We start from the raw sequence: 26,596 nt of genomic DNA on the forward strand, positions 1-26,596 counted from the left end.
CTACCCTGAAGGTAGTGAAGGAGGCCTTCACGGACTTTGGCGAAACCTCGGGAGTCACAGCGGTCACTGCTGTCACGGAAGCGCGTGAAGGTCCCCTTCCCTCGGCTGAGCCGAGGGAAGGGGACCTTCACGCGCAAAGAGGTCTTAGGGGAGCTTCCACTCCACGGGGCCGGCACCCTGATCGGCCAGCAGCTGGTTCGCCCGGCTGAACGGCCGCGACCCGAAGAAGCCGGCATGCGCCGAAAGCGGGCTCGGGTGCGCCGACTCGATGCACGGCACCTTCCCCAGCATCGGCTTCAGGTTCCGCGCGTTGCGGCCCCACAGGATCGCCACCATCGGCTCGTCCCGCGCCGCGAGGGCCTTGATGGCCTGCTCGGTGACCGCTTCCCAGCCCTTGCCCTGATGCGAGTTCGACTTGCCCGGCTGCACGGTCAGCGACCTGTTGAGCAGCAGGACCCCCTGGTCGGCCCACGGCGTCAGATCGCCGTTCGACGGCAGCGGGTGGCCGAGGTCTTCGCAGTACTCCTTGTAGATGTTGATCAGGCTCTTCGGGATCGGCCGGACGTCCGGCGCCACCGAGAAGCTCAGCCCGACCGCGTGCCCGGGCGTCGGGTACGGGTCCTGCCCGACGATCAGCACCCGCACGTCGTGGAACGGCTGCTGGAACGCCCGCAGCACGTGTTCACCCGCCGGGAGGTAGGTCCGGCCCGCGGCGATCTCCGCGCGGAGGAATTCCCCCATCGCGGCGACCTGCGGCGCCACCGGTTCGAGGGCCTGCGCCCAGCCTGCTTCGACGATGTCCTGCAGCGGTCGTGCGGTCACGGCGTGCGAGCTTACTCACGTCACGCAAGCCGCCGGAGTTCGGCCCGGAACCGCCCCGCGCGCTCGACATACCCGTCGACGACCAGCTTGATCTTGTCCGGCCCGAACGACGTGTTCGGCCGCGTCTTCGCGGGCACGCCGAGCGCGATGTGCCCACTGTCCACATAGGACCCGTAGGAGAGAACCGCGCCCGCGCCGACCATCCCGCCGTCTTCGACGACGGTTCCGTTCAGCACCACCGAACCCGAAGCGATCAGACAGCCTTCGCCGATCCGCGCTCCCTCGATGTGCACGGAATGCCCGACGGCGGAGGACTTCCCGATGATCGTCGGCTCCTTGCGGGTGCAGTGCAGCACGCAGCCGTCCTGGACGTTGGACCGCTCGCCGATCTCGATGTAACCGTGGTCGCCCCTCAAGACCGTCTGCGGCCACACCGACGCGAAAGCCGCGATCCGGACGTCGCCGATCACCGTCGCGTCAGGGTGGACGTAGGCGTCCGGGTGGATCGAGGGTTCGAGGTCACCCAGTGCGTAGATCGGCATACGTCCTCCTAGACCAGCGACTTGCCGTAGCAGATGCTTCCCTGCTCGTCCTTGTAGTACCCGAAGCCCGGGATCTCCCGGTAACCCGACGACTCGTACAGCGCGATGGCCTCCGGCTGCTTGTCCCCGGTCTCCAGCACCATGCGCAGCCGTCCGGCCTCGGCGGCCGTCCGTTCCAGGTCGGCGAGCAGCGCCCGCGCGAGGCCGCGGCCGCGCGCCGAGGCCATCACGAACATCCGCTTGATCTCGGCGTCGCCGGGCAACAGCGGATCCGGCCCGTCGTGCGCCCGCCAGGCACCACAGGCGACCGGGACGTCGTCGAGGTAGGCGGCCAGGAACAGTCCCTTCGGCGGGGCGAACTGCGCCGCGTCCATGGGCGTCTCGTCTTCGCTGCCGTACCGGGCGGCCAGCTCGAGCTGGGCTTCGGCCAGCAGTTTCACCGCGTCGGGGTGGTCGTAGGCCAGCACACGAAGGTCCATGAGCGCGAGATTAGCGATCGGCCCTCCCGCGGGGGAAGCGAGCGCTAGGTTCTGCCCATGTCGATCGAAGCAGGCCTCGCCGAGGCGCAACTCCGCCAGGCCCGCAATTCCGCCGCCTTCTGGGCCGCCACCGGCCGCTCCCGCGGTCACGAAGTGATCCGCCGCAACGGTTTTCTCGCCGTCGCCGGTGACGAGCGCGCGGGATTGCGTGTCCTGATCCAGGAACCCGGCCTCTCCGACGGCGAGGTGGCGGAGATCACGGAGCTGGCCAGGCGGGCGAAGGGTCCGGTGGACGCCGAGGATCCCTTCAGTGTCACCGATCTGAGCCACCTCGGGGATATGCGCAGCTGGCGGATGCCCGTCATGCTGCGGCCGCCCTCCCCGGTCGCCGAACCCTCGATGGAGGTGGTCCGGGTCCACGGCGAGGAAGACCTGCGGGCGGCCGAACGCGCGGTCATCGCGGGCTTCGAGCTCGACCGGTTCGAGCCCTACCGCGCGGGAGAGATGTTCCCCCTGGCCCTGCTCGGCGAGCCGGGTGTCGAGGTGTTCGTCGCGCGGCTCGACGGCGAGGTCGCCGGCGCGTGCGTCACCGTCGTCGAGAACGGCTTCGGCAGCCATTACTGGGTCGGCACGCCGCCGGCTTTCCGTTCTCGCGGCGTCGGGCGAGCCGTGATGCTCGGTTCCCTCGCCCCCTTGGCGGAAAACCCGGTCACCCTCACCGCTTCCCGGCTGGGCAGGCCGCTGTACGAATCCCTCGGGTTCACCGTCGCCGGCGAGTCGACCTGGTGGGCGTCCCGCTCCTAACGCCAGTGCTGCCAGCCACTGTCGTGGCCGTACCGCTTCCCGTCCACCGTGACCCCCGAATCCGGCATGGTGACGACGCCGATCTCGGTCCAGCCCTCGGGCAGTTCGGCGAACGACGGGAAGGTGGCCGCGAACGCGTGGTCCTCGCCGCCGGTGAGCACCCATTTCAGCGGGTCGGCGCCGAGTGCGGTGCCGACTTCGGTGAGCCTGCTCGACACGTCGAGATCCGCCGTCCGCACGTCGATCCCGACGCCCGACGCCTCGGCGATGTGGCCGAGGTCGGAAAGGAGCCCGTCGGACACGTCGATCATCGAGGTCGCGCCGCCGTCGGCCGCACGGATACCCGCTTCGTAGTCCGGTTCGGGGCAGCGCTGCGCGTTGACCACACTGACCGGTGACCGGAAACCCCGGCCGAGCACGGCGAGACCGGCGGCCGCCCAGCCGAGCCGCCCGCAGACCGCGACGACGTCGCCGGGACGCGCGCCGGACCGCGTCACCGGCTCCCGGCCGCCGAGGTCACCCAGCGCGGTGACACTGATCACGATCTGGTCGGCGCGCACCATGTCGCCGCCCACGATCCCGACGCCCGCGCGATCTGCCTCAAGCCACATGCCCCGGGTGAGTTCGGTGACGAGGGCCGTCGGAGTGTCCGAGGGACAGGCGAATCCCATGAGGACGGACGTCGGGCGGGCGCCCATCGCGGCGATGTCGGTGAGGTTCACCGCGACCGCCTTGCGGCCCACCTGCTCGGCACTGGACCAGTCGAGGCGGAAGTGGACGCCCTGCACGAGGACGTCGGTGGACGCCACCGTCCGGCCGTCCGGGGTGGCCACGACGGCCGCGTCGTCCCCCGGTCCGAGCAGCGTCGACTCCGGCTGTTTCCGGTCCGCCGTCACCGCTTCGATCAACCGGAATTCACCGGTCCCGGCGACCGTGCCGTCGTTCGGTGACACCCGTCACCTCCACTTTCCCTTGTCCGGACAAATATCGATCACCGATAGTCGGAAGCCCTAGGTTTTTCCCGGGGCTGGCGATACGTTGCTACAACGTTCCTACCTTGAGCCGACTTTTACGAAGGGGCGCGCCGTGGTCCACGCATACATCCTCATCCAGACCGAGGTCGGCAAGGCCGCCGCGGTCGCCGCGGAGATCTCCACCATCTCCGGTGTCACCAGTTCGGAGGATGTCACCGGCCCGTACGACGTGATCGTCAAGGCCGCCGCCGACACCGTCGACCAGCTCGGCCAGCTCGTGGTCGCCAAGGTGCAGAACGTGGAGGGCATCACGCGTACGCTGACCTGCCCGGTGGTGCATCTGTAAGAGGTGGTGTAGTGGTCCGGTGGCTGACACGGACACCGGCGCTCCGCCGAAACCTCTGCTGATCGCGGCCGCCTGCCTGGCGATCCTGCTCGTCGCGGGCGTGGCCGTCTTCGGGCTGACCCGCGGCGCGGAATCCGACGCCCCGGCCGCGGACGGCCCGCTCCCGCTCGTCCCGGTCCCGGCGCCGCAGTCGGGGTCCCCCGAATGCGCGAAACTCATCGGCGCGCTCCCCCACGAGCTCACGTCGTCCGGCACCACGCTGGTCCGGCGGACGCTGGCCGATCCGGCCCCCGAGGCGACGATCGGCTGGGGCACCGGCGATCCGGTGGTCCTGCGGTGCGGTCTCGGCAAGCCGCCGGAGCTGACCCGGACCTCGCAGCTGCGGACGATCAACACCGTCCAGTGGCTGCAGGTCGAAGGCGAGGGCACCGCGACGTGGTTCGTGGTGGACCGTCCCGTCTACACCGCGCTCACCGTGCCGGACACCGCGGGGACGGGGCCGCTCCAGACGGTTTCGGACGTCATCGCCGCCAACCTCCCCGCGGTGCCGCTGCGGTTCTGAGCACTCAGGGCAGGAGCAGGCTCTTCCCGGTGTACCGCCGCGCCTCGATGTCCGAGTGCGCGGCGGACGCCTCCGCCAGCGGATACGTCCGGCCGATGACCGGGGTCACCGTCCCTCTGCCGCCCGTCGCAGGATCTCCCGCACCCGGCGCGGGTTGTCGGGCCAGAACCCGACCAGCTGCGCCATGTCCACAACGGACAGCCGGGCGCGGTCGGCGTCACCGATCACCGTCTCCGCTCCGCTGGACATGCCGTAGCCGGAGAACCGGCCGCCGTTCGCCAGCAAGGCGAGCGATGCGGCGCCGAGTTCACCTCCGACGCCGTCGAAGACCACGTCCAGGCGATGGCCGCCGGTGAGAGCGAGCACGTCGCCCGTCCAGTCCGCCGCCGAGTAGTCCACCGGCTCGGCGCCCAGTTTCCGCGCGATCGCCGCCTTTTCCTCACCGCGGACCGCCGCGAAGACCGTCGCGCCCGCCGCGCGGGCGAGCTGCACCAGCACGCTGCCGAGCCCGCCCACGCCCGGCATCACCAGGATTCGCTCGCCGGCGGCGACCGGGGTCTTCTCCAGCAGCGCCAGCGCGGTACTGCCGTCGTCGAACAGGGCCACCGCGTGCCGGGGATCCAGCCGCTCCGGGATCGGGAAGGTGTCGTCCGGCAGTGCGACGACCGTGTCCGCGTATCCCCCGCCATAGCCGCCCGGAGCGTGGGTGAGGACCACCTCGCCCAGCCAGGCCTCGTCGACACCGGCGCCCACCGCGTCGACGGTGCCCGCCACCGATCCGCCCGGCACGTACGGCGGCTCGACGGCGAACACGTCGGGGCCGTCGCCCCGCCGGATGAGGGCGTCGAGCCAGCCGACCCCGGCCGCCGTCACCGCGACGCGGAGCTCCCCCGGCCCGGGTTCGGGAGTGGACACTTCGACCTGTTCGAGGACGCTGGGATCGCCGAACCGGGACACTCTGATCTCACGCATGACCGCAAGCTATGACCTCCAGCTTGGTCGAGGTCAACCGAGCACGGCGATCAGCGGTTTGAGCGCGGAATGGAGCGCCTCGCGCGAGCAGCCCGCGTAACCGATGAGGTTCCCGAACACCGTCGGTGTCCCGGCGAAGTGCCGGGCCAGCCCGTCGAGCCGGATCCCGGCGCGTTCCGCAGCCGCCATCCGCGCCGCCTCTTCTTCCGCGGATCCACAAGGGACGACCAGATGCGCGCCCGCGTCGTCGCCGAGCACCGGGATCCCCGCCGACGTCAGCGCGGCCGAGACCAGGGACCGGCGCTCCGACAGTTCCCGCCGGAGCTTCCGCAGATGCCTGCCGAGATCGCCGTGCCGCGCCAGTTCGGCGAGCACCCGCTGCCCCGCGGGCGACGGCCGCGTGCCGGTCGCCTCGCGGTACTCCAGCACCGCGGCCGCGACCGGGGCCGGCGCGACCATCCAGCCCGCGCCCAGCGCCGGGGTGAGGATCTTGCTGGTGGTCCCGAGATGCGCGACGACGTCGGGCGCGAGCGCGGCCAGCAGCGGCAGCGGCGCGACGTCGAACCGCAGCTCGCCGTCGTAGTCGTCCTCGATCACCAGCATGCCCTGGGCACGGGCGAGTTCGACCAGGTCGACGCGGCGCGACGCGCTCATCCGGCTGCCGAGCGGATACTGATGCGCCGGCGAACAGTACACCGCGCGTACGTCGGCGGGGACGGCGTCCGGGCGCAGGCCCTCTTCGTCGACCGGGACGGGCACTACCTCCATCCCCGCCCGGCGGAACGCCTGCACAGCCCGCTGATACCCCGGCTCTTCGATCGCGACACGGTCGCCGCGCGAGAGCATCGCGCCCGCGAGTTCGATCACCGCGGCCGTCGTGCCGCCGGTCGCGAGTACCGTTCCGGCCGCGAGACCGCGGTGCCGCAGCAGGTGTTCGGACACGGCGTCCCGGTACGCGAGCAGCCCGGCCCGGTCCTCGCGGTAGGTCGGGCGCGGATCGGCGGCGGCCCGCCACGCGCGGCGCCAAGCAGCCTTCTCGACGCCGTCGGCCCATGGGACACCCGGGGTGAGGTCGACCAGCATGGGCGGCGCGGCGGGTGTGCCGGGAGCGGGGCCCTTCGACGGCCTGTCCGCGGGCGGCGTGGTGGTGACGTACGTGCCGGAGCCGTGGCGGCCCGCGATCCAGCCCTCCGCGTGGAGCTGCTCGTACGCGGCCGACGTCACCGTGCGGCTGACGCCGAGACGGCTCGCGAGCGCCCTGGTCGAGGGCAGCCTGTCCCCGCCGCGCAGATGCCCGTCGCCCGCGGCCGCGCGCAACGCGTCGGCCAGCTGGACCGCGAGCGGGACGGCCGAATCACGGTCGAGACTGACCGGCAGGGCGGTGTCGGACATGGCGTACTCCTGAAGTGGACTTCTCAAGTATAGGAGAATTGGACATTATTACAGGCCACTCGCGTGGGTGAGACTGATCGCATGTCCACCCCGCTCTCACCCACCGACCGGACCACCCTCGGCCGCAAGAAGAACCGCGCGCTCACCGACCGCTCGGCGCTGTACGCGGTGCTCGACGAAGGCCTGATCTGCCACCTGGGCGTCGTGCGCGACGGCGTCCCGCTGGTCATCCCGACCGGCTACGGCCGCGACGGGAACACGCTCTACCTGCATGGATCCACCGGGGCGAGGAGTATGCGCGACTCCGACGGCGTCGAGGTCTGTGTCACGGTGACCCTGCTCGACGGCATCGTGTACGCGCGCTCGGTCAACAACCACTCGATGAACTACCGCAGCGCGGTGATCCTGGGGAAGGCGGCCGCGGTCACCGATCGCGACCGGAAGATGCACGGCCTCCACGTGCTGACCGACCATCTCGCGCCCGGTTCGTGGGAACACGCGCGGGATGTCAACGCGAAGGAGTTCGCGTCCGTTTCGGTGCTGGAGCTGGACCTCACCGAGGCGTCGGTGAAGATGCGCGGCGAAGGCCCGGATGATCCCGAGGACGAGGTCGCGGCCGATCTCTCGTGGGCGGGGGTGCTGCCGGTGCGGACCGTGTTCGGGGAGCCGGAGCCGTCGGTGGACCTGGTCGGTGAGTGGACGGTGCCGGATCACGTGAAGCGGCGGGTCGGGTAGTCGCGCGCCGCTCTTGGTCACTTCCCCGAGTACTTGAAGGCAAGGTGTGAAGGTCGAGTTTGCTCGGCTGAGCCGAGGGAAGGAGGCCTTCACGCGCATCTCCTGTGACTGCTGGTGCAAGTGGGGCGAATATGGCGACTCGCCCGTCCGTGAAGGCCTCCTTGAGGGACCCTGGGTCCCTCAAGGAGGCCTTCACGGACGTACCCACGACCAGACCGGGGTCACGAGCGGCGGCGCGGCAGCCGCACGGTGAACGTCGTCGCCCCCGGCACGCTCTCCACCTCGATCGTCCCGCCGTGCGCCGAAACCAGCGAGAGCACCACCGAGAGCCCGAGCCCGGTCCCGCCGTTGCCGCGGGTGCGAGCGGTGTCGACACGGTAGAACCGGTCGAAGATCCGTTCCCGCGCCTCCGGCGGGATCCCGGGCCCGGCGTCGCTCACCCGCAGCACGACCTCGGATTCCGACGCCGTGGCCGACAAAGTCACCGCGGTCCCGGGCGGCGTGTGCACCGCCGCGTTGGCGAGCAGATTGTCCAGCACCTGCCGCAGGCGCACCGGATCCGCTTGCAGGACAACACCTTCCGGTAACGCGCCGACGCTCAGCGGATGCTCCGGGCGTCCGGCCGCGAAGGCCTCCCCGGCGTCGGTGATCAGCTCGGCGACATCGACGGCGACCAGCCGCAGCGGCGCCTCGGTCTCCGGCGCGTCGAGGCGCGCGAGGAGCAGGAGGTCGTCGACGAGCACGCTCATCCGCTGCGTCTCTTCCCGGATCTTCGACAGATGCGCTTCGCGTTCGGCGGGCTCGTTCGCCGCGGCGTAGCGGAAAAGCTCGGCGTAGCCCCGGATCGACGTCAGCGGCGTCCGCAGTTCGTGGGAGGCGTCGGCGATGAACCGCCGCAGCCGTTCGTTCGCCTCCCGGCGCGCGACCAGCGAGGAATCCAGATGCGCCAGCATGACGTTGAACGCCGTCCGCAGTTCCTCGACCTCGGCGCCGCCGCCACTCGCCTGCGCGCGCACCGGGAGATCGGCGTTCGTGGTGAGGTCGTGCGACGCGATGTCGTGCGCCGTCCCGGCCATGTCGCTCAGCGGCCGCAGCCCTCGCCGCAGCACCAGCCGTCCCGCGATCACCAGCACCGCGAGCGCCAGCAGGAACGCGACCACCTCGACCATGATCAGCTGGCTGACCGTCCGGTCCAGATCCGCCTGCGGCGCGGCGCTGACCAGCACGATGTTCCGCGCCGGTTCGATCGGGCAGGCCCGGACCCGGTACGTGCCCTTGTCCTCGATGTAGACGGTGCGCAGGACCTCGGTCCGCGTCGCGTCCTCGGCGACCTTTTCGAGCGCTTTCGTGTCCGGCGGCAGGGAACCGCCCGCCTGCGGCAGCGCGTCGCCGTTCTGCACCGCGAAGACGGCGGAGAACCACCCGTAGGCCTGCTGCGGTTTCCCGCCGTGCGTGGTGCGCAGCAACGGCACCTGGCTGATCTGGGTCTTGGCGAGCTGTTCGTCGAGCCGGTCGTTCAGATAGCCCTTCATGATGCCGACCATCACGGTGCCGACCACGGCGAACACGACCAGCGCCAGCGCGCCGAGCCCGAGCGCCAGCCGGGTTCCGAGCCTCGACCGGCGCCAGGCGTCGTACCACCGGCGCAAGATCTTCATCTCGCCGCCTGCCGCACGACGTAGCCCACGCCGCGCACGGTGTGGATCAGCGGCTCGTCGCCCGTGTCGAGTTTGCGGCGCAGATGCGAGATGACGAGTTCGACCACATTGGACCGGCCGCCGAAGTCGTACTCCCAGACGTGGTCGAGGATCTGTGCCTTCGTCATCACCGAGGGCGAATGCCGCATGAGGTAGCGCAGCAGTTCGTATTCGGTCGGGGTCAGATCGGCCGGTTTGCCGTCGCGGGCGACCTCGCGGGTGTCCTCGTTGAGGGTCAGGTCGCCGACCCGCAGCACCGCGGCCTTCGCCTGGTTGGTGCTCCGCCGCAGGACCGCGCGCAGCCGCGCCATCAGTTCCTCGACGGAGAACGGCTTGACGAGGTAGTCGTCACCGCCCCGGGTGAGCCCGGCGACCCGATCCGCGGTCGCGTCCTTCGCGGTGAGGAAGACCACGGGCACCGCCGTCCCGGCCTCGCGGAGCTTGTCCAGCACGGTGAACCCGTCGATCCCGGGCAGCATCAGGTCGAGCACGACGATGTCGGGCACGAATTCGGCCGCCTTGGCCAGCGCGGCCTCGCCCGATCCGGCGGTCACGGCCTGCCAGCCCTCGTAACGGGCGACGGTGGCCACCAGATCGGCGATATGCGGCTCGTCGTCCACCACCAGCAGGCGCACGGGGTTCTCGGTGTTCACGAAGCCATCCTCCGTGAACGCGCGCGCGAGGGCGAGGCGGGACCGCACACGACAGCAAGCCGACAGCTTCCGCCAAGAAAGGTCACAGGTTGGCACAGCAGGCTCGGGGCTTGAACCAGCCTGGAAGGGGCCACGTGTGACCACCATGACGCAGACCGCCGTGAAACCGCGCCCGGCGATCCGGCCCAGGATCGCCGCGCGCGCCGGGCTCTTCCTCTTCCTCGGGGCCAACGTGGCCGCCGTGACCATGCTGTTCTTCGCCGCCGGGCCGTCGGACAACGTGCTCATCAGCATCGGCAGGCTCGCCGGGCTGTACGGGGCGCTGACGATGGCGTTCCAGCTGCTGCTGGTCGCCCGGCTGCCATGGCTCGACCGCCGCCTCGGCATGGACCGGCTCACCGGCTGGCACCGCTGGACCGGGTTCGCCCTGCTGTGGACGCTGCTCGCCCATTTCGTGTTCATCGTCTTCGGCTACGCGCAGGTCGAGGACAACGGTGTGGTGGACGAGTTCGTCACGATGGTGACCGAACTGGAGGGGATCCTGCGCGCGGTCGTCGCGTTCGCGCTGATCCTGCTCGTCGGCGCCGTCTCCGCCCGGTTCGCCCGGCGACGGCTGGCGTACGAGACCTGGCATTTCATCCATCTCTACACCTACGCCGCGGTCGTGCTGGCGTTCACGCATCAGATCGCGCTGGGCGGATCGTTCGCGTCTTCGCCCGGGGCCCAGGTCTACTGGTGGGCCGTGTGGGGTGTCGCGCTCGGCTCGGTCGTCGCCGGCCGGGTGGTGCTGCCGCTGGCGCGGAATCTGCGGCACCGGCTGAGGGTCGTCGCCGTGGTGCCCGAATCCCACGACGTCGTCTCGGTGTACATCTCCGGCAAGGATCTCGACAAGATGCCCGCGCGGGCGGGCCAGTTCTTCCTGTGGCGCTTCATGACGCGGGATCGTTGGTGGCAGGCGAATCCGTTCTCGCTGTCGGCCGCGCCGGACGGCCGCACCCTGCGGCTGACCGCGAAGGCCGCCGGCGACGGCAGTGCGTCCTTGCGGTCGCTCAAGGTCGGCACCCGGGTGTTCGCCGAAGGCCCGTACGGCGCGTTCACCACGATGCACCAACAGAAACCGGACGCGCTGCTGGTCGCGGGCGGCGTCGGGATCACCCCGGTGCGCGCACTGCTGGAGGAGATCTCCGGGCATGTCGTGGTGCTCTACCGCGTCCGCGACGAACGCGACGCCGTCCTCCTGCCGGAGCTGATCGACCTTGCCAGGGCGCGCGGCGCGGTCGTCCGAGTCCTCAGTGGACCGTCCGATCAGGCCGGTCCGGTGCTCGGCGCCCCCAATCTGCGGCGCCTGGTGCCGGATATCGCGGAGCGGGACGTCTTCGTCTGCGGCCCGCCCGGGATGACCTCGGCGACGCTGCGCAGCCTGCGGGAACTGCGGGTGCCGGGCAGCCAGGTCCACGCCGAACGTTTCAGCCTCGCCGCCTGAACCAGGGAGACCCGATCATGAAGAAGACCATCGTCGCGGCCACGGTCGCGCTGTCGGCCGCCGGTTTCCTCGGGGTGTGGCTGTACGAACCGGGCCCGCTCGGCTCGGAGACCGTGGCCGTCGCGGCGCCCGCCCCGGCACCGTCGTCGAGTGCGGACGGTGGCGCGTCGGAAGGCGGCGAGCGCACCATCGACGGCTCGGTGGAGAGCAACCGGTACGGCACCGTGCAGGTGCGGCTGGTGATCTCGGCCGAGGACAAGATCGCCGAAGTCCGCCTGCTGCAACGGCCGACGAGCGGCCGCGGGGTCGACGCGATCCCGATCCTGCAGGAGGAGACGCTGACCGCGCAGAGCGCCGACATCGACACCGTCTCCGGCGCCACGTCGACGAGCGAGTCGTACGTCAAATCGCTGCAGGCGGCGCTGGACGCCAGATGAACCGCGTCGAACAGGTGATGGGACTGCCGGTCTCGGTCGACGTCCGGGCGGGTGGCGGGCTCGTCGACCACGCCATCGACGGCGTCTTCGGCTGGCTGCGGGAAGTCGACGCGCGGTTCAGTCCGTTCAAGGCCGACAGCGAGGTCTGCCGTTACGACCGCGGCGAACTCTCGCCTTCGGAACTGAGCGACGACCTCCTGGAAGTGCTTTCGCTGTGCGACCACTACGAACGGCTGTCCGGCGGGGCGTTCACCGCCCGGCTCCCCGGACGGCGGCTCGATCCGAACGCGGTGGTCAAGGGCTGGGCGGTGCAGCAGGCGGCGTCGCTGTTGCTGGCCGAGGGATTGGACGTGTTCTGCATCAACGCGGGCGGGGACGTGATCACCTCCGGCGAACCGGAACCCGGCCGCGCCTGGCGGGTCGGCATCCGGCATCCCGAACGGCCCGACGCGGTCTGCGCCGTGGTGGAATCGTCCGGCGGCGCGGTCGCGACCTCGGCCGAATACGAACGCGGCGCGCATATCCTCGACGGCCGGACGGGGCGCCCGCCGGTCGGGCTGCTGAGCGTCACGGTCGCCGCCGACGACCTCGTCACCGCGGATTCCCTCGCCACGGCCGCCTTCGCGATGGGGACCGAAGGGATCGCGTGGGTCGCTTCGCGGCCGGGTTGCCAGGTGCTGATCATCGACGCGGACCGGCAGGTGCACCGGTCGCCGGGGCTGCGGCTGGCGTAAACCGTTGGCCGGGTTTCGCGGGCTCGGGCAGACTGCGGCGTCATGACCTCTGTCGTACAGAACTTCTTCTTCGACTGCGCCGACGCCTACGAACTGGGCCGCTTCTGGAGCGGTGTCGTCGGCAAGCCGATGGCCGATGACGACGTGCCCGGCGACCCCGAGGCGATCATCGAGATGGACAACGGTGTCACGCTGTTCTTCGGGCAGGTCCCGGAGCCGAAGACGGTGAAGAACCGGATCCACCTCTGCCTCACGCCGGACATCCCGCGCGACGAGGAGGTGGAGCGTCTGCTGAAGCTCGGCGCGACCCTCCTGCACGACCGGCGCAATCCCGACGGCACCGGATGGGCCGTCCTCGGAGACCCCGAAGGCAACGAATTCTGCGTGCTGCGCAGCGCCGCCGAGAAGGCCGCGACTTCGTGACGGATTACGTGACGGTCAACCGGGCGAACTGGGACGAACGCGCTCCCGCGCACGCCGCGTCGGCCGACTACGGCTACCAGAAGTTCGTCGCGGACCCGACGCATCTCAGCGGTGTGGTCACCTTCGACCAGCCGCTGCTCGGCGACGTCTCCGGGGCACGCGGGGTCCACCTGCAGTGCCATATCGGCACGGACACGCTTTCCCTGTCCCGTCTCGGCGCACGGATGACCGGCCTCGACTTTTCCGCGCCCGCGCTGGAGATCGCGCGACGGCTGGCCGCCGAGACCGGCGCGGAGATCGACTACCACGAGTCCGATGTGTACAGTGCCGCCGACGTGCTGGGCGCCGGGGTATTCGACCTCGTCTACACGGGGATCGGCGCGATCTGCTGGCTGCCGGACATCGCCCGCTGGGGACAGGTCGTCGGGAAACTGCTGAAACCGGGCGGGCGGCTGTTCATCCGCGACATGCACCCGATGCTGGGCACCCTCGACGAGACGCAGCCGCAGATCACACCGAAGTACCCGTACTTCGAGCAGGCCGAACCGCTGGTGTTCGACGAGCCGGGGACCTATGTGGACACCGACGTTTCGTTCCAGCACAACCGGACGCACGAATGGAACCACGGGCTGGGCGAGATCGTCACCTCGCTGCTCGACGCGGGGCTGACGCTGACGCGGCTGGTGGAGCACGACAGTGTGCCGTGGAACGCGCTTCCCGGGTTCATGACCCTGAACGAGGCGACCGAGGAATGGCGGCTGACCGAGGATCCGCAGCGGCTGGCGGCGAGTTTCACCATCGAGGCCGTCAAGGCGCGGTGAGCACGGTGAGCATGGGGCTCGCAGGTCCGTGAAGGCCCCAGTAACACCACCGGTCCCAGCAGTCACAGCGGCGGCGCGTGAAGGCCCCCTTCCCTCGGCTGAGCCGAGGAAACTCGCCCTTGCCAAGTACGTGAAGGCCACCTTCATTGCGCCTAGGTACAGGAAGGGGGCCTTCATGTACTTCAGAGGCGAGAAGGTCACACGTGTCTTGTCAGGGATAGCGTCCTGAAGGCCACCTTTGAGACGTTGGATGTCTCAAAGGTGGCCTTCAGGACATCGCTTCTCTCCGGGCCGTGACGCGCCCCGGGCATCGCGCCACATTCGCCTTACCCTCCAGAAAGTTTTGGGAGAATGCCCGTATGAGCGTCTCCCCTGAGAAACGGCCCCTTGTCGCCGTCGCCGCCCTGGGCGGCACCATCTCCATGGTCCCCGGTGACGGCGAAGACCACGCCGTCCCCCGGCTCACCGCCGCCGACCTGCTCGGCGACCTGGGCGAGAACCTCGAGATGGACGTCCGCGCGGAGACGCTGGCGGGGATTTCCAGCGCCTCGATGGACTTCGCGACCCTGATCAGGACAAGGGACTGGGCCGCCAGGGCGGTGAACGAAGGCGCTGAGGGCGTCGTCGTGATCCAGGGCACGGACACGCTCGAAGAGACCGCGTACTTCTTCGAGCTGACGTGGGCTTCCGAGGCGCCGATCGTGGTCACCGGCGCGATGCGCAATCCCAGCCTGCCCAGTGCCGACGGCGCGGGGAACATCCTCGCCGCGCTGACCGTCGCCGCCGAGCCCCGCAGCCGGGGCCGCGGCTCGCTGGTCGCGTTCAACGACGACGTCCACGCCGGACGCTGGGTCCGGAAGACGCATTCGAGCCATGTCGAGGCGTTCTCCTCGGCGCCCGCCGGCCCGCTCGCGCTGGTCAGCGAAGGTTTGGTGCACTACTTCCACCCGGCGGCCGCCCGTCCGGCGGCGCTACCACTGGAGAACGCGGACTTCTCCGGGCTGGTGCCGATCGTCGAGAGCGGCGTCGAGGACACCGGCGAACTCCTGGAAACGCTGGTCAAGGCCGGGGTCAAGGGAGTGGTGCTCGCCGCCAACGGCGCCGGGCACGTTTCGGCGGGGTCCGCCGACGTGATCGAGCGGGCCCTGGCGGAGGTGCCGATCGTGGTCGCCGGCCGCACCGGTGCCGGGCCGACGTTCCGCGGCACCTACGGTTTCCGGGGTTCGGAGTCGGATCTGATCGCGATGGGCGCGACGATGGCGGGCTGGCTGGATCCACGCAAATCCCGGCTCCTGCTGCACACCCTGCTCGCCACCGGCGCCTCCCGCGAGCGCGTCGAGGCCGAATTCCGCCTGCGGGGCGACCTCGCCTGACGCCCGCATTCAGTCCTCTGAATGCGGAAGGGGTCAGTCCCGGATGGGGCCGGTGACGGGGTCCAGGTGGTATGGCCGCATGGCGCGGGGCCGGTGCCGGTAGACGTGCACGCTGACGGCCGGATCCGGCCCGTCGTTGCGCACCTCGTGGACGTAGCCGGGGCCGAAGACGCGGGACTGCCCTTCCGACAGCGAGTGCAGCTCGGTCACGGCCCGCCCGTCGACCGCGCGCCGGGCGACGGTCTCGCTCAGCTTCCCGCTGACGACGGTGAACGCGCCCGCGGCGAATTCGTGGTCGTGCAGGTCGGTGTGCTGGCCGGGCAGCCAGCTCATCAACCAGATCTCCTGCAGTTCGTCCGCGTCGACGAGCGCCGAAAAGCGCTCGTCGGGGTCGTAACGCAGCAGGTGCCGCCAGCGGTCACGGTCCGCGGCGAACTCGAGCGCGACGCGCACCGGGTGGCGCAGGGCCGGGTTTTCGGGAATGACGAGCGTGTTGTCCGGGACGGCGAACATGGAGGTGTCCTCGCAGAAGAAAGAAGGTGTCGAACTGGGCCGGGGCTGGGTTCACCGACAACAACGACACGCGCACGCGACCGCACCAAGACCCGAGAGGCCCCGCGACACAGTCATCCCACGTGCGAACATGCGCCCAGCGAACCAGTGCGGAGCCCGCCGGTCAACAGATCTCATACCGTGGACCGTGAGTTCCGCACCTGGCGTCCATGCTCGCAACACGGGTCCGCCCCGGTCTGTCGCGATATTGCGGACTTGCTCAGGACCACTCGTGCTTCTGCGACCGCCCGAGCAGTTCGGCTCCCGCTCGCCGCGGGTCGACGCCTTCGTGGCACACCCGGTGCATCGCGTCGGTGATCGGCATGTCGACACCGAGGCCCATCGCCAGTTCCCGGATCGACGTGCACGACTTGACGCCCTCGGCGACCTGGCCGCCGGTGGCCGCCAGCGCCTGCTCCAGCGTCTCGCCCCGGCCGAGGCGCTCGCCGAAGGTCCGGTTGCGGGACAGCGGCGACGAGCAGGTCGCCACCAGGTCGCCGACGCCGGCGAGCCCGGCGAAGGTCAGCGGGTCGGCGCCCAGTTTCGCGCCGAGTCTCGCCATCTCGGCCAGCCCGCGGGTGATCAGCGTCGCCACGGTGTTCGCGCCGAGCCCGAGCCCCGCCGCCATGCCGCAGCTGAGCGCGATGACGTTCTTGCACGCCCCGCCCAGCTCGCAGCCGACGACGTCGGTGTTGGTGTACGGCCGGAAGTACTGGTTGAAGCTCGCCTGCTGGATCGCCTTGGCGTTGTCGTGGTCGGTGCAGGCCAGCACCGCCGCCGCGGGCTGCCCCAGCGCGATCTCCTTCGCCAGGTTCGGCCCGGACACGACCACGATCTGCCCGGCGTCGACCCGCGCGATCTCGGCGATGACCTCGCTCATCCGCTTGAGCGTGCCCAGCTCGACACCCTTCGCGAGGCTCACGAGGATCGCGCCGGAGGGCAGCAGACCGGACCACTCCGAGAGATTGGTCCGCAAGGTCTGGCTCGGCACCGCGAGCACCACGGCCTGCGCGCCGTCGAGGGCCTCGGCCGGGTCGGCCGTCGCGGTGATCCGCTCCGGCAGCTCGATACCGGGTAAATAGGACGAATTGAGATGCCGCTCCCGGATCTCGGCCGCGACCTCGGGCCGCCGGGCCCACATGGTCACGTCGCGCCCCGCGTCGCCGAGCACCTTGGCGAACGCCGTCCCCCACGATCCGGCGCCGAGCACGGTCACCCGCTGGACCTCGGCCATCAGGCGTCGTCCTCCGGCTTCTTCGCGGGCGGTTCCTCCTGGCGGATCTCCGCGAGCAGCGCGGTGATCTCCGTCATCATCAGGTCGGTGACCTCGCGCAGCTTGGACGCGCTGCGGGTCGAACCGTCCTTGTAGGCCGAGAGGTCCATCGGCTCGCCGACCAGGTGCGTGATCTTCTTGCGCGGGAACGGCGTGAACTTCTTCGTGTAGCCGTTGAAGATGTGGTTCGTGCCCCAGCGGGCGATCGGGATCACCGGCACGTCGGTCTCCAGGGCGAGCCGCGCGGCCCCGGTGAACGGCTTCTTGGGCCAGCCGTCGGGGTCCTTGGTGATCGTCCCCTCCGGATAGATCACCACGACCTTGCCGTCGGCCAGCGCCTGGTGCGCGGCCTTGAGGCTGTCGCCGGCGGCGGCCGAACCGCGGGACACCGGGATCTGCCCGGCGCCGACGAAGATCTTGCCGAAGAGCGGCGCCCTGGTCAGGCTCTCCTTGCCGAGGAACCGCGGCACCCGCTTCTGCCGGTGCACGAACACCGCGTCCACCGCCGGGTCCATGTGGGACACGTGGTTGAGCAGGAGCAGCGCGCCGCCTTCGCGGGGGATCCGCTCGGCGTTGCGGTAGACCCGCTTGCCGATGGCCGTCGCCGGGTAGAACAGTGCGGCGGCGATGCCCACCCAGATGCCGCCCTTCTCACGCCGGGCCAATTCGTCCTCCTCGAAGTCACACGTGTCGTCCCAGGCCACTGATCCTGCCGCGCGCGTACGAGCGCGGTCCAGGGAGGGTCGGGTAAGAAGTGAGATGTGGACGTGGACCTGATAGTGCCGATGAAACGCCCCGCCGAGGGCAAGTCGCGGCTTCGCGGCGCGGTGGTGCCCGAGCGGCACGCCGAACTGGTGCTGGCGCTGGCCTACGACACGTTGTCCGCGGCGACCTCGGCGGACGGGGTCCGGCGGGTGCTGGTGGTCGCCGCCGACCCGGCGTCGGTGGCGGATCTCACCGAGCTGGGCGTCGAAATCGTCACCGAACCGTCGCGCGGCGGATTGAACGCCGCCCTGCGTCACGGCGAGGAACTGCTGCGCCGGGACAGGCCGTCCGGTCTCGTCGGTGCGCTGCAGGCCGACCTGCCCGCGCTGCGGACCGAAGACCTCACCGCCGCGCTGGCCGGGGCCGCCGGTCATCGGGCGTTCGTCGCGGACCGGCAGGGAACGGGCACCACCCTGTTGCTCGCTGGTGCCGGCCAGGCGTTGGCGCCCCTTTTCGGCGCGGGTTCCGCGCGGGCGCACACCGCCTCCGGTGCGACCCCGCTCACGATCGCCGCGGAATCGCTCCGCGCCGACGTGGACACCGCGGATGATCTCGCTCACGTCCGCACCCTCGGTGTCGGAAAGCGCACTTCAACGCTGCTGGGCACACCCTGCGTGGTGATGTGACGAGAGTTCACCCTGCCGACCCGCGCGCGGCGCACATAATCGCCCCGGGTGGTGAACAATGAAGCCCGTGAGCACAAACGAAGGCGGCACCCCGAACTCGGCAAGGAAGCGGAAGACCTCCGCCGCGAAACCGGAACCGGACAACGGCACGGCGAAACCCGTCCGTGCGCGGAAGACGAACAGCTCGACCCCGCGCACGGCCGTCCGCGCGACGCGAGGCGGTTCGGCGAGCCGTCCCGCCCAGGAGTTCCGCGCGCTGCCCGCCGCGCCGCCGGCGGTGACGGCGGCGCCCACGGCCGCCGGGAGCCTTCCCGACGACCGGTACTTCAACCGTGAGCTGTCGTGGCAGGACTTCAACGCGCGCGTGCTCGCGCTGGCCGAGGACGAGTCGCAGCCGCTGCTCGAACGCGCCAAGTTCCTGGCGATCTTCGCGTCCAATTTGGACGAGTTCTACATGGTGCGGGTCGCCGGGCTGAAACGCCGCGACGAGACCGGCCTCCCGGTCCGCAGCGCGGACGGGCTCACCCCGCGCGAACAGCTGGCGTACATCGCCAAACGCAACCAGGACCTGGTCGAGCGGCACACGAACGCCTTCGAGCTGCACCTGCGGCCGCAGCTGGCCGACGAGGACATCCACATCGTCGGCTGGAACGACCTCGCCGGCGCCGACCAGCTCCGGCTGTCCAACTACTTCAGCGAGCAGATCTTCCCGGTGCTCACACCGCTGGCCGTCGATCCCGCGCACCCGTTCCCCTACATCTCCGGCCTTTCGCTCAACCTCGCGATCACCGTCCGGGACCCGGAGGCGGGCACCGAGCGGTTCGCGCGCGTGAAGGTGCCGAGCAACGTGCCGCGCCTGATGCGCATCGAGCAGCAGCCGCGCGAGGTCCGCACCGCGACCTTCCTGCCGCTGGAGGAACTGATCGCCGCGCACCTCGGCGAGCTGTTCACCGGGATGGAGGTCACCGAGCACCACGCCTTCCGGGTCACCCGCAACGCGGACTTCGAGGTCGAGGAAGACCGGGACGAGGATCTTCTCCAGGCGCTGGAACGTGAACTGGCGCAGCGGCGGTTCGGCCCGCCGGTGCGGCTCGAAGTGGCGCAGGACATGAGCGAGCACATGCTCGAACTGCTGCTGCGCGAACTGGAGGTCGACCCGCGCGACGTCGTCGAGGTCCCGGGTCTGCTGGATCTGACCTGCCTGCACCAGTTGTCCGGCGTCGACCGCAAGGAACTCAAGGACCGCCCTTTCGTTCCCGCCACGCATCCGGCGTTCGGTGAGCGCGAGACGCCGAAGTCGGTGTTCGCGACGCTGCGCGAGGGCGACGTCCTCGTGCACCACCCGTACGACTCGTTCTCCACCAGCGTCCAGCGGTTCATCGAACAGGCCGCCGCGGACTCGAAGGTGCTGGCGATCAAGCAAACGCTGTACCGCACCTCCGGCGACTCCCCGATCGTCGACGCGCTGATCGATGCCGCCGAGGCGGGCAAGCAGGTCGTCGCGCTGGTCGAGATCAAGGCTCGCTTCGACGAACAGGCCAACATCACCTGGGCCCGCACGCTGGAACGCGCCGGCGTGCACGTGGTCTACGGGCTCGTCGGGCTGAAGACGCACTGCAAGGTTTCGATGGTGGTGCGCCAGGAGGGTTCGACCATCCGCCGCTACTGCCATATCGGCACCGGCAACTACAACCCGAAGACCGCGCGCCTGTACGAGGATCTCGGCATCCTGACCGCCGATCCGACGATCGGCGCGGATCTGACGGATCTGTTCAACGTGCTGACCGGGTACTCCCGCCAGGACACCTACCGCAACATCCTCACGTCGCCGCACGGGATCCGGCGCGGCATCGTGCGAGCGATCGGCGAGGAGATCGAGCTCGCCAGGGCGGGCCAGACCGCCGGGATCCGGATCAAGTGCAACTCGCTCGTCGACGAGCAGGTGATCGACGCGCTGTACCACGCCTCACAGGCCGGGGTCCCGGTCGACATCGTGGTGCGCGGGATCTGCGCGCTGAAGCCGGGCGTGGAGGGGCTGAGCGAGAACATCCACGTGCGCTCCATCCTCGGCCGTTTCCTGGAGCACTCGCGGATCTTCACCTTCCTCGCCGGCGGCACGCGCTGGATCGGCAGCGCGGACATGATGCACCGCAACCTGGATCGCCGGATCGAGGCGCTGGTCCGGGTCAAGGATCCGAAACTCACCGCGCAGCTGGACTACATCTTCGAATCCGCGCTGCACCCCTCGACCCGGTGCTGGGTGCTGAACTCCACCGGCGAGTGGACGCCGTTCCCCGCATCCGGCGACGACGTCCGCGACCACCAGGTCGAGCTGGCGAAGCGGCACGGGGCGGCGGGATGAGCGGGGTCGTTCGGGCGGCGGGAGCCGTTCTCTGGCGTCGTCAGGGAGACCGGATCGAGGTCGCGCTGGTCCACCGGCCGCGCTACGACGATTGGTCGCTGCCGAAGGGAAAGCTGGACCCGGGCGAGACCATCGCGGGCGCGGCGGTCCGGGAGATCGCGGAGGAGACCGGATTCGAAGCGGTACTCGGCCGGTATCTGGTCCGGACCGAATACACCGTGGCGGGAGCGCCGAAGACCGTCGACTACTTCTCCGCGCACGCGGTTTCCGGCGCGTTCGCGCCGAACGAGGAGGTCGACGAGCTGCGCTGGCTCGACACGGAGTCGGCGGAGAAACTGTTGACGCGGCCGGGCGACGTCCGGGTGCTGCGCGAGTTCTCCGCGCTGCCGCCCGAACTCACCACGGTGATCCTGGTGCGGCACGCCAAAGCGGGTAAACGCGACGAGTGGAACGGCGACGACGACCTTCGGCCGTTGTCGGACGCGGGCCAGCGTCAAGCCGAGGCTTTGCGTTCGCTGCTGCGGCACTACGCGCCCGGCAGGGTGCTTTCGGCGCCGCGGCTCCGGTGCGTCCAGACGGTGAACGGGCTCGCCGAGGATCTCGGGGTCGAGATCCGGCACGAGCCACTGCTGTCGGAAGAGGGCTACTGGCCGGACCCGGTGCTCGGTGTCGCGCGGCTGCTGGCCATCGCCGGAGACGGTGGGACGCCGGTGATCTCCAGCCAGGGCGGGGTGATCCCGGACGTCGTCAGCGCGCTGGCCGACCGCGACGGCGTCGACCTGACCGCCGCGCGCGGCGGCGTGGTGCCGTCGAAGAAGGGCTCGTTCTGGGTGCTGTCGTTCCGGGCGCCGACCGAAGAGGACGGGCCGGTGTTGGTGGCCGCGGACTATTTCGCGTCGCCTTTGCCCACACCCGCCCCAGCCCATCCCTGACGCTTCATCGCGCGTGAAGGCCCCCTTCCCTCGGCTGAGCCGAGGGAAGGGGGCCTTCACGCGCTACAGGGCTATTTGAGATCTGACTGGACGTATCCGCGTGCCGCGAGGATGTCGCGAAAGTGGCTTTCGCAACCCCCGCGTCGGGCTTGGCCCCTCGAGGAAATCCGACGGCGCCGCTCCCCCACGTGGGTGACGCGCCTACTCCGGCGGTGTCGGCGCGAACCGGAGCTCATCGCTCCACTGTGGAGCCAGTGAGCGGGACGACGCGTCCATCGGAGTGACGATCGAAGCGGATTCTTTTCCGCGACTTCGCCTGACGACACGAGAATCGCATCACATTCGCCCACTGGGCGGCCGCGGTTCCCTGTTGGGACAAGGTTCCCCGGGAGACCGCGCACGAGCGCGTCAGAGGCGATCACGGCCCCGGAAATGCGGCAAGGCCCCGCACGGTGCGCGGGGCCTTGCCGTTGGCTCACTCGTGGAGAGGGAGCTTACTTCTTCTTCGCGGCAGCCGAAGTCCGCTTGGCCGGAGCCTTCTTCGCGGGGGCCTTGGCAGCGGTCGCCTTGGCGGCCGGCTTCGCGGCGGCCTTGGTGGCGGTCGCCTTCTTGGCCGTGGTGGCGCGAGTCGTGGCCTTGGCGGCGGTCTTCGGCGCGGCCTTGGCGGCGGTCGTCTTGGCCGCGGCCTTGGTCGCGGTCGCCTTGGCGGCCGGCTTCGCGGCGGCGCGCGTCGTCGTGGCGGCGGCGCGGGTCCGCGTGGTGGTGGAACGCGTCGCGGCCGGGCGGCTGGCGGCCGTCCGGGTCGTCGTCGCGCGGGTGGCGGTGGCACGGGTGGAGGTGCCGGCGGTCGCGCGCTTCACAGCGGTGGCCTTCGGCAGCTTCTTCGAACCACTGATGACGTCCTTGAAGGTCGTGCCGGCGCGGAACGCGGGCACGTTGGTCTTCTTGACGCGAACGGTCTCACCGGTGCGCGGGTTCCGCGCGGTGCGGGCGGCGCGGGCGCGCTTCTCGAACACACCGAAGCCGGTGATGTTCACCTTCTCGCCCTTGTTGACCGTCCGGATGATGATGTCGACAAGGCCATCGACGGCCTCCGACGCGACCTTCTTGTCGCCCAGGCGCTCCGACAGCGCCTCGATCAGCTGGGCCTTGTTGGCCATTCCAGTCCTCCAAGAAGAACTACTTGTACACGGCCCCGTCGGCCGACTTAGCGCACACGGTATTACCAATGCAGCACAAATTCCAAACGACGCGCGGAAATTTCCCTTGTCTCGGGGGCTGTTCCGCCTCCCGAGGGACCCCTTCGGGGCCTCTCGGGGTGCCGTTCGGTGTGGTTTCGGGGCTGTGTCGAGGACTCCCGGCCGGGGTGCGGATTCCCTGCTCAGCAAGGGAATCCGCCCCCTTCGACCGGCCCTAGGAGGAGGCCGCCGGGAGGGTCACCGGCTTCCAGGAGGGGCGCTGGGTCTCGAAAGTGTCGATCTCATCCGCGTGGCGGAGTGTCAGGGCGATGTCGTCGAGCCCTTCGAGGAGCCGCCAGCGGGTGTAGTCGTCGATCTGGAAGGGCGCGGTGAAGTCCTTGGCCCGTACCGTCTTCGACTCGAGGTCCACCGTGACCTCCGTCCCGGGCTCGTTTTCGAGCAGCTTCCACAGCAGTTCGACGTCCGCCTGCTCGACCTGAGCGGCGACAAGGCCCTGCTTGCCCGAGTTGCCGCGGAAGATGTCCGCGAACCGGGAGGAGATCACGACCCGGAAGCCGTAGTCCATCAAGGCCCACACCGCGTGCTCGCGGGAAGAACCGGTGCCGAAGTCCGGGCCCGCGACCAGGACCGACCCGTTCTTGAAGGGCTCTTGGTTGAGGATGAACGACTCGTCGGACCGCCAGGCGGCGAAGAGCCCGTCCTCGAAGCCGGTGCGGCTCACGCGCTTGAGGTAGACCGCCGGGATGATCTGGTCAGTGTCCACGTTGGACCTGCGCAGCGGGACCCCGACGCCGGTGTGGTGGGTGAACGCGTCCATGTTGGGAACTCCTTCGCGGATGTCAGCGATGTCAGTGCCGTCAGCGGGCGGCGGCGGGCTGCAGGTCTTCGGGGCTGGACAGCGTTCCCCGCACGGCCGTGGCGGCCGCCACGAGCGGCGAGACCAGATGCGTCCGGCCGCCCTTGCCCTGCCTGCCTTCGAAGTTGCGGTTCGAGGTCGACGCGCTGCGCTCGCCCGGCTTGAGCTGGTCCGGGTTCATGCCGAGGCACATCGAGCAGCCGGCCTGACGCCATTCCGCGCCCGCTTCGGTGAAGACCTTGTCCAGCCCTTCGGCTTCCGCCGCCTGGCGGACGCGCATCGAGCCGGGGACGACGAGCATCCGGACCGAGTCGGCGACCTTGTGCCCGCGCAGGACGTCCGCGGCGGCCCTCAGATCTTCGATACGGCCGTTCGTGCACGAGCCGAGGAAGACGGTGTCCACCGCGATCTCGCGCAGCGGCGTGCCCGGCTTCAGGTCCATATAGGACAGGGCCTTCTCAGCGGCGATGCGCTCGTTCTCGTCGCCGATGCGCTCCGGGTCGGGCACCTCGGCGCCCAGCGGGAGCCCCTGGCCCGGGTTCGTGCCCCAGGTCACGAAAGGCGTGAGCTCGTCGGCGTTCAGGCGCACCTCGGCGTCGAAGACGGCGTCGTCGTCCGTGCGGAGTTCACGCCAGTTCTCGACGGCGGCGTCCCAATCGGCGCCCTGCGGCGCGTGCGGACGGCCCTTCAGATACGCGAACGTCGTCTCGTCCGGCGCGATGAGCCCGGCGCGCGCGCCCGCCTCGATGGACATGTTGCACACCGTCATCCGGGCTTCCATCGACAGCTTTTCGATGGCTTCGCCGCGGTACTCGAGGACGTAGCCCTGCCCGCCGCCCGTGCCGATCTTCGCGATCACCGCGAGGATGATGTCCTTCGCCGTGACGCCGGGGCGCAGTTGCCCGTCGACCGTGATCGCCATCGTCTTGAATGGACGGAGCGGCAGGGTCTGCGTGGCCATCACGTGTTCGACCTCGGAGGTGCCGATGCCGAACGCCATGGCGCCGAAGGCACCGTGCGTCGAGGTGTGACTGTCGCCGCACACCACGGTCATCCCGGGCTGGGTCAGGCCCAGCTGCGGGCCGATGACGTGCACGATGCCCTGCTCGGCGTCGCCCATCGGGTGCAGCCGGACGCCGAACTCCTTGCAGTTGGCACGAAGGGTGTCGACCTGGGTGCGGGAAACGGGATCCGCGATCGGCAGCTCGATGTCGATCGTCGGGACGTTGTGGTCCTCGGTGGCGATGGTGAGGTCGGGGCGGCGCAGTTTCCGGCCGGCCAGGCGGAGTCCGTCGAACGCCTGCGGGCTGGTGACCTCGTGCAGCAGGTGGAGATCGATGTAGAGCAGGTCGGGCTCGGCCCCCTCGCCGCGCCGCACCAGGTGCGACTCCCACACTTTCTCGGCCAGTGTCCGGGGCATTTCCGGCTCCTCACATGCGGTGAAATCGGTACTTCCCACCATCTGGACATCTCAAACTTCGGGAAGATAGTATCGGCTTGTGGGACAGCATAGCGGTATCGGAGTACTCGACAAGGCCGTGGCCGTGCTTCAGGCCGTGGCCGAAGATCCTTGTGGCCTGGCGGAACTGTGCACGCGGACCGGATTGCCGCGCGCGACGGCGCATCGGCTCGCGGTCGGCCTGGAAGTGCATCGCCTGTTGCGCCGCGGCCCCGACGGCCGCTGGCGCCCGGGTACCGCACTCGCGGAACTGGCGGGCGGTTCGACCGACCCGCTGCTCGACGCGGCGAGTTCGGTGCTGCCGAAACTGCGCGACATCACCGGCGAAAGCGTTCAGCTGTACCGCCGCGACGGGGTCCAGCGCGTCTGCGTTTCGACGGCGGAACCGCCGAGCGGGCTGCGTGACACGGTGCCGATCGGTTCGCGGCTGCCGATGACCGCGGGCTCCGGCGCGAAGGTGCTCGCCGCGTGGTCGGATCCGCACACCCAGCGCACGATCCTCACCGAGGCGGTGTACGGGGAACGCACGCTGCTCGAAGTCCGCCGTCGCGGCTGGGCCCAGAGCGTGGCCGAACGGGAACCGGGTGTGGCGAGTGTCTCGGCGCCGGTACGGGATTCGACGGGCACCGTCGTCGCCGCGGTGTCGGTTTCCGGGCCCATCGAACGTATAGGGCGTAAGCCGGGGGCGCGCTGGGCCGCGGACCTCCTCGCCGCCGCGGACGCGCTCCAGGAGCGTCTCTGAAGTACGTGAAGGCCCCCTTCACTGCGTCTAGCGCAATGAAGGGGGCCTTCACGTACTTCCGGAGGGTCCGATCAGAACTCGTCGGCCTTGGTCAGCTCGTGTTCGAGGGTGTCGGCACGCGTGACGAGGGAGTTCAGCGGATGCTCGAACTCGTTGACCAGATTCAGGTCGACCAGCGGGATCGTGTGCTTGAGCAGCGCGACCCCGTCCACCACCGCCGCGCCGCCGACCGAGTCACCGCCTGCCAGTTCGAGCAGGCGCCGCAGGTCGATCTTGTCGGCCCAGCCGACCGGAGACGAGATCTCCACCCACTCCGCGCCGTCGTGGTCGGGCAAGTGGTGCAAGGACACCTGCTGGCCGCGGCCGTCGCCGGTGTCGACGCGGAACCGGAGCCAGCCGTCCCGCTCCTCGAGCACCTCGTACCGCGCCCGGACGAAATTGATCACGCCTGCCCAGATGGACACCCTCGTCACCTCTCGGTTTCGCCGCCTCGTGCGCTGTCGAGCATGGCACATCCGGGGCGTGTCCGGCCCGCGGGATGGAGCCGCCTCGACGATCCGCCACGATCCGGCGGTGTGCTG

The 26,596-nt window shown here is 70.0% G+C and carries 28 protein-coding genes and 1 pseudogene; 14 read left to right on the forward strand and 15 right to left on the reverse strand.

The features are described from left to right. Positions 1–144 precede the first annotated feature (144 nt). The 3 genes from AVR91_RS10080 to AVR91_RS10090 are packed head-to-tail and all read right to left on the reverse strand — an operon-like array spanning position 145 to position 1,843. Positions 145–822, reverse strand: a complete 678-nt coding sequence (locus AVR91_RS10080) for a uracil-DNA glycosylase (RefSeq protein ID WP_063274349.1) — start codon at positions 820–822, stop codon at positions 145–147. 20 nt (positions 823–842) lie between these two features. Beyond that, entirely contained in the window at positions 843–1,364 is a 522-nt protein-coding gene (locus AVR91_RS10085; RefSeq protein WP_063274348.1) for a gamma carbonic anhydrase family protein, read from the reverse strand. An 8-nt stretch (positions 1,365–1,372) separates the two neighbouring features. Beyond that, positions 1,373–1,843, reverse strand: coding sequence for a GNAT family N-acetyltransferase (locus AVR91_RS10090; protein WP_063274347.1), 471 nt, complete (start codon positions 1,841–1,843; stop codon positions 1,373–1,375). A 57-nt stretch (positions 1,844–1,900) separates the two neighbouring features. On the opposite strand from AVR91_RS10090, the gene AVR91_RS10095 reads away from it, so the two are divergent. Continuing rightward, positions 1,901–2,647, forward strand: coding sequence for a GNAT family N-acetyltransferase (locus tag AVR91_RS10095; protein WP_063274346.1), 747 nt, complete (start codon positions 1,901–1,903; stop codon positions 2,645–2,647). On the opposite strand, the gene AVR91_RS10100 is transcribed toward AVR91_RS10095, so the two are convergent. After that, complete coding sequence (locus AVR91_RS10100) at positions 2,644–3,600, reverse strand: thiamine-phosphate kinase (RefSeq protein WP_063274345.1); 957 nt, start codon at positions 3,598–3,600, stop codon at positions 2,644–2,646. The two genes, AVR91_RS10095 and AVR91_RS10100, sit on opposite strands and share 4 nt — an antisense overlap. Before the next feature lie 133 nt (positions 3,601–3,733). Here AVR91_RS10100 and AVR91_RS10105 point away from each other — a divergent pair, with 133 nt between their 5' ends. Together AVR91_RS10105 and AVR91_RS10110 are read left to right on the forward strand one after the other, a co-directional pair. Continuing rightward, complete coding sequence (locus tag AVR91_RS10105; RefSeq protein WP_005160289.1) at positions 3,734–3,967, forward strand: Lrp/AsnC ligand binding domain-containing protein; 234 nt, start codon at positions 3,734–3,736, stop codon at positions 3,965–3,967. A 19-nt stretch (positions 3,968–3,986) separates the two neighbouring features. Next, a complete protein-coding gene (locus AVR91_RS10110) occupies positions 3,987–4,529 on the forward strand; it encodes a DUF3515 domain-containing protein (protein ID WP_016336430.1) in 543 nt (180 codons plus the stop codon). Positions 4,530–4,533: 4 nt separating this feature from the next. On the opposite strand, the pseudogene AVR91_RS10115 reads toward AVR91_RS10110, so the two are convergent. Beyond that, a pseudogene (locus tag AVR91_RS10115) lies at positions 4,534–5,501 on the reverse strand (zinc-binding dehydrogenase). Between the two features lie 33 nt (positions 5,502–5,534). Then, on the reverse strand, positions 5,535–6,893 hold the full coding sequence (gene pdxR, locus AVR91_RS10120; RefSeq protein WP_063274344.1) for a MocR-like pyridoxine biosynthesis transcription factor PdxR: 1,359 nt from the start codon (positions 6,891–6,893) through the stop codon (positions 5,535–5,537). An 81-nt stretch (positions 6,894–6,974) separates the two neighbouring features. On the opposite strand from pdxR, the gene AVR91_RS10125 reads away from it, so the two are divergent. Continuing rightward, the gene (locus AVR91_RS10125) at positions 6,975–7,628 is read left to right on the forward strand and encodes a pyridoxamine 5'-phosphate oxidase family protein (RefSeq protein WP_063274343.1); all 654 of its coding nucleotides are present in this window, start codon (positions 6,975–6,977) and stop codon (positions 7,626–7,628) included. Between the two features lie 221 nt (positions 7,629–7,849). Here AVR91_RS10125 and AVR91_RS10130 read toward each other — a convergent pair whose 3' ends face one another. Further along, positions 7,850–9,286, reverse strand: coding sequence for a sensor histidine kinase (locus AVR91_RS10130; protein ID WP_063273253.1), 1,437 nt, complete (start codon positions 9,284–9,286; stop codon positions 7,850–7,852). Then, positions 9,283–9,978, reverse strand: a complete 696-nt coding sequence (locus AVR91_RS10135) for a response regulator transcription factor (protein ID WP_038522680.1) — start codon at positions 9,976–9,978, stop codon at positions 9,283–9,285. Before AVR91_RS10135 ends, AVR91_RS10130 begins: the two co-directional genes overlap by 4 nt. Positions 9,979–10,123: 145 nt before the next feature. Here AVR91_RS10135 and AVR91_RS10140 point away from each other — a divergent pair, with 145 nt between their 5' ends. The 6 genes from AVR91_RS10140 (at position 10,124) to AVR91_RS10165 (ending at position 15,249) form a co-directional block, all read left to right on the forward strand. Further along, complete coding sequence (locus AVR91_RS10140; protein ID WP_063273254.1) at positions 10,124–11,461, forward strand: ferredoxin reductase family protein; 1,338 nt, start codon at positions 10,124–10,126, stop codon at positions 11,459–11,461. A gap of 17 nt (positions 11,462–11,478) precedes the next feature. Continuing rightward, positions 11,479–11,898, forward strand: coding sequence for an FMN-binding protein (locus AVR91_RS10145; RefSeq protein WP_063273252.1), 420 nt, complete (start codon positions 11,479–11,481; stop codon positions 11,896–11,898). Further along, positions 11,895–12,632, forward strand: a complete 738-nt coding sequence (locus AVR91_RS10150; RefSeq protein WP_063273251.1) for an FAD:protein FMN transferase — start codon at positions 11,895–11,897, stop codon at positions 12,630–12,632. The genes AVR91_RS10145 and AVR91_RS10150 overlap by 4 nt, the downstream gene beginning before the upstream one ends. Positions 12,633–12,674: 42 nt before the next feature. Next, entirely contained in the window at positions 12,675–13,055 is a 381-nt protein-coding gene (locus AVR91_RS10155; protein ID WP_016336439.1) for a VOC family protein, read from the forward strand. Then, positions 13,052–13,876: a class I SAM-dependent methyltransferase gene (locus AVR91_RS10160; RefSeq protein WP_063273250.1), complete on the forward strand. Its 825-nt coding sequence runs from the start codon at positions 13,052–13,054 to the stop codon at positions 13,874–13,876. Before AVR91_RS10155 ends, AVR91_RS10160 begins: the two co-directional genes overlap by 4 nt. A gap of 359 nt (positions 13,877–14,235) precedes the next feature. Further along, positions 14,236–15,249, forward strand: a complete 1,014-nt coding sequence (locus AVR91_RS10165) for an asparaginase (protein ID WP_063273249.1) — start codon at positions 14,236–14,238, stop codon at positions 15,247–15,249. 33 nt (positions 15,250–15,282) lie between these two features. Here the strand turns inward: AVR91_RS10165 and AVR91_RS10170 are convergent, their stop codons facing one another. The 3 genes from AVR91_RS10170 to AVR91_RS10180 form a co-directional block, all read right to left on the reverse strand. After that, positions 15,283–15,762 (reverse strand): cysteine dioxygenase, encoded by a 480-nt coding sequence (locus AVR91_RS10170; protein ID WP_016336442.1) that lies wholly within the window; start codon positions 15,760–15,762, stop codon positions 15,283–15,285. 259 nt (positions 15,763–16,021) lie between these two features. Next, positions 16,022–17,035: an NAD(P)H-dependent glycerol-3-phosphate dehydrogenase gene (locus AVR91_RS10175; RefSeq protein ID WP_083715356.1), complete on the reverse strand. Its 1,014-nt coding sequence runs from the start codon at positions 17,033–17,035 to the stop codon at positions 16,022–16,024. Then, complete coding sequence (locus AVR91_RS10180; RefSeq protein ID WP_063273247.1) at positions 17,035–17,778, reverse strand: lysophospholipid acyltransferase family protein; 744 nt, start codon at positions 17,776–17,778, stop codon at positions 17,035–17,037. Before AVR91_RS10180 ends, AVR91_RS10175 begins: the two co-directional genes overlap by 1 nt. Positions 17,779–17,835: 57 nt before the next feature. Between AVR91_RS10180 and cofC the strand changes: the two genes are divergently transcribed. Genes cofC through AVR91_RS10195 form a run of 3 tightly spaced genes read left to right on the forward strand, consistent with a single transcriptional unit; the run spans position 17,836 to position 21,759 of the window. After that, positions 17,836–18,465, forward strand: a complete 630-nt coding sequence (gene cofC, locus AVR91_RS10185) for a 2-phospho-L-lactate guanylyltransferase (protein ID WP_063273246.1) — start codon at positions 17,836–17,838, stop codon at positions 18,463–18,465. A gap of 58 nt (positions 18,466–18,523) precedes the next feature. Then, on the forward strand, positions 18,524–20,827 hold the full coding sequence (locus AVR91_RS10190; RefSeq protein ID WP_016336446.1) for an RNA degradosome polyphosphate kinase: 2,304 nt from the start codon (positions 18,524–18,526) through the stop codon (positions 20,825–20,827). Further along, positions 20,824–21,759 (forward strand): NUDIX hydrolase, encoded by a 936-nt coding sequence (locus tag AVR91_RS10195; RefSeq protein WP_063273245.1) that lies wholly within the window; start codon positions 20,824–20,826, stop codon positions 21,757–21,759. Before AVR91_RS10190 ends, AVR91_RS10195 begins: the two co-directional genes overlap by 4 nt. 494 nt (positions 21,760–22,253) lie before the next feature. On the opposite strand, the gene AVR91_RS10200 is transcribed toward AVR91_RS10195, so the two are convergent. The 3 genes from AVR91_RS10200 to leuC form a co-directional block, all read right to left on the reverse strand. Next, positions 22,254–22,919, reverse strand: a complete 666-nt coding sequence (locus tag AVR91_RS10200; RefSeq protein ID WP_063273590.1) for an HU family DNA-binding protein — start codon at positions 22,917–22,919, stop codon at positions 22,254–22,256. A gap of 253 nt (positions 22,920–23,172) precedes the next feature. Beyond that, positions 23,173–23,775, reverse strand: a complete 603-nt coding sequence (leuD, locus tag AVR91_RS10205; RefSeq protein ID WP_063273591.1) for a 3-isopropylmalate dehydratase small subunit — start codon at positions 23,773–23,775, stop codon at positions 23,173–23,175. Positions 23,776–23,815: 40 nt separating this feature from the next. Next, positions 23,816–25,234 carry a 3-isopropylmalate dehydratase large subunit gene (leuC, locus tag AVR91_RS10210; RefSeq protein WP_063273592.1) on the reverse strand — a complete coding sequence of 473 codons (1,419 nt, stop codon included), beginning with the start codon at positions 25,232–25,234 and terminating at the stop codon, positions 23,816–23,818. Between the two features lie 79 nt (positions 25,235–25,313). Here leuC and AVR91_RS10215 point away from each other — a divergent pair, with 79 nt between their 5' ends. Continuing rightward, on the forward strand, positions 25,314–26,015 hold the full coding sequence (locus tag AVR91_RS10215; protein WP_007031477.1) for an IclR family transcriptional regulator: 702 nt from the start codon (positions 25,314–25,316) through the stop codon (positions 26,013–26,015). 71 nt (positions 26,016–26,086) lie between these two features. Here the strand turns inward: AVR91_RS10215 and AVR91_RS10220 are convergent, their stop codons facing one another. Continuing rightward, positions 26,087–26,479: a hypothetical protein gene (locus AVR91_RS10220; RefSeq protein ID WP_037342590.1), complete on the reverse strand. Its 393-nt coding sequence runs from the start codon at positions 26,477–26,479 to the stop codon at positions 26,087–26,089. Between the last annotated feature and the right edge of the window lie 117 nt (positions 26,480–26,596).

Origin of the sequence: Amycolatopsis keratiniphila subsp. keratiniphila, assembly GCF_001620365.2 — a bacterium.
Lineage (GTDB): Bacteria > Actinomycetota > Actinomycetes > Mycobacteriales > Pseudonocardiaceae > Amycolatopsis > Amycolatopsis keratiniphila.

Bases quoted from the DNA above. Each gene is read 5' to 3' on its own strand.
- AVR91_RS10200 (WP_063273590.1), bottom strand. From the start codon at position 22,919: ATGGCCAACAAGGCCCAGCTGATCGAGGCGCTGTCGGAGCGCCTGGGC.
- pdxR (WP_063274344.1), bottom strand. From the start codon at position 6,893: ATGTCCGACACCGCCCTGCCGGTCAGTCTCGACCGTGATTCGGCCGTC.
- AVR91_RS10170 (WP_016336442.1), bottom strand. From the start codon at position 15,762: ATGTTCGCCGTCCCGGACAACACGCTCGTCATTCCCGAAAACCCGGCC.
- AVR91_RS10145 (WP_063273252.1), top strand. From the start codon at position 11,479: ATGAAGAAGACCATCGTCGCGGCCACGGTCGCGCTGTCGGCCGCCGGT.
- AVR91_RS10140 (WP_063273254.1), top strand. From the start codon at position 10,124: ATGACGCAGACCGCCGTGAAACCGCGCCCGGCGATCCGGCCCAGGATC.
- AVR91_RS10165 (WP_063273249.1), top strand. From the start codon at position 14,236: ATGAGCGTCTCCCCTGAGAAACGGCCCCTTGTCGCCGTCGCCGCCCTG.
- AVR91_RS10190 (WP_016336446.1), top strand. From the start codon at position 18,524: ATGAAGCCCGTGAGCACAAACGAAGGCGGCACCCCGAACTCGGCAAGG.
- AVR91_RS10155 (WP_016336439.1), top strand. From the start codon at position 12,675: ATGACCTCTGTCGTACAGAACTTCTTCTTCGACTGCGCCGACGCCTAC.
- leuC (WP_063273592.1), bottom strand. From the start codon at position 25,234: ATGCCCCGGACACTGGCCGAGAAAGTGTGGGAGTCGCACCTGGTGCGG.
- AVR91_RS10195 (WP_063273245.1), top strand. From the start codon at position 20,824: ATGAGCGGGGTCGTTCGGGCGGCGGGAGCCGTTCTCTGGCGTCGTCAG.
- AVR91_RS10150 (WP_063273251.1), top strand. From the start codon at position 11,895: ATGAACCGCGTCGAACAGGTGATGGGACTGCCGGTCTCGGTCGACGTC.
- leuD (WP_063273591.1), bottom strand. From the start codon at position 23,775: ATGGACGCGTTCACCCACCACACCGGCGTCGGGGTCCCGCTGCGCAGG.
- AVR91_RS10130 (WP_063273253.1), bottom strand. From the start codon at position 9,286: ATGAAGATCTTGCGCCGGTGGTACGACGCCTGGCGCCGGTCGAGGCTC.
- AVR91_RS10085 (WP_063274348.1), bottom strand. From the start codon at position 1,364: ATGCCGATCTACGCACTGGGTGACCTCGAACCCTCGATCCACCCGGAC.
- AVR91_RS10125 (WP_063274343.1), top strand. From the start codon at position 6,975: ATGTCCACCCCGCTCTCACCCACCGACCGGACCACCCTCGGCCGCAAG.
- AVR91_RS10175 (WP_083715356.1), bottom strand. From the start codon at position 17,035: ATGGCCGAGGTCCAGCGGGTGACCGTGCTCGGCGCCGGATCGTGGGGG.
- AVR91_RS10090 (WP_063274347.1), bottom strand. From the start codon at position 1,843: ATGGACCTTCGTGTGCTGGCCTACGACCACCCCGACGCGGTGAAACTG.
- AVR91_RS10095 (WP_063274346.1), top strand. From the start codon at position 1,901: ATGTCGATCGAAGCAGGCCTCGCCGAGGCGCAACTCCGCCAGGCCCGC.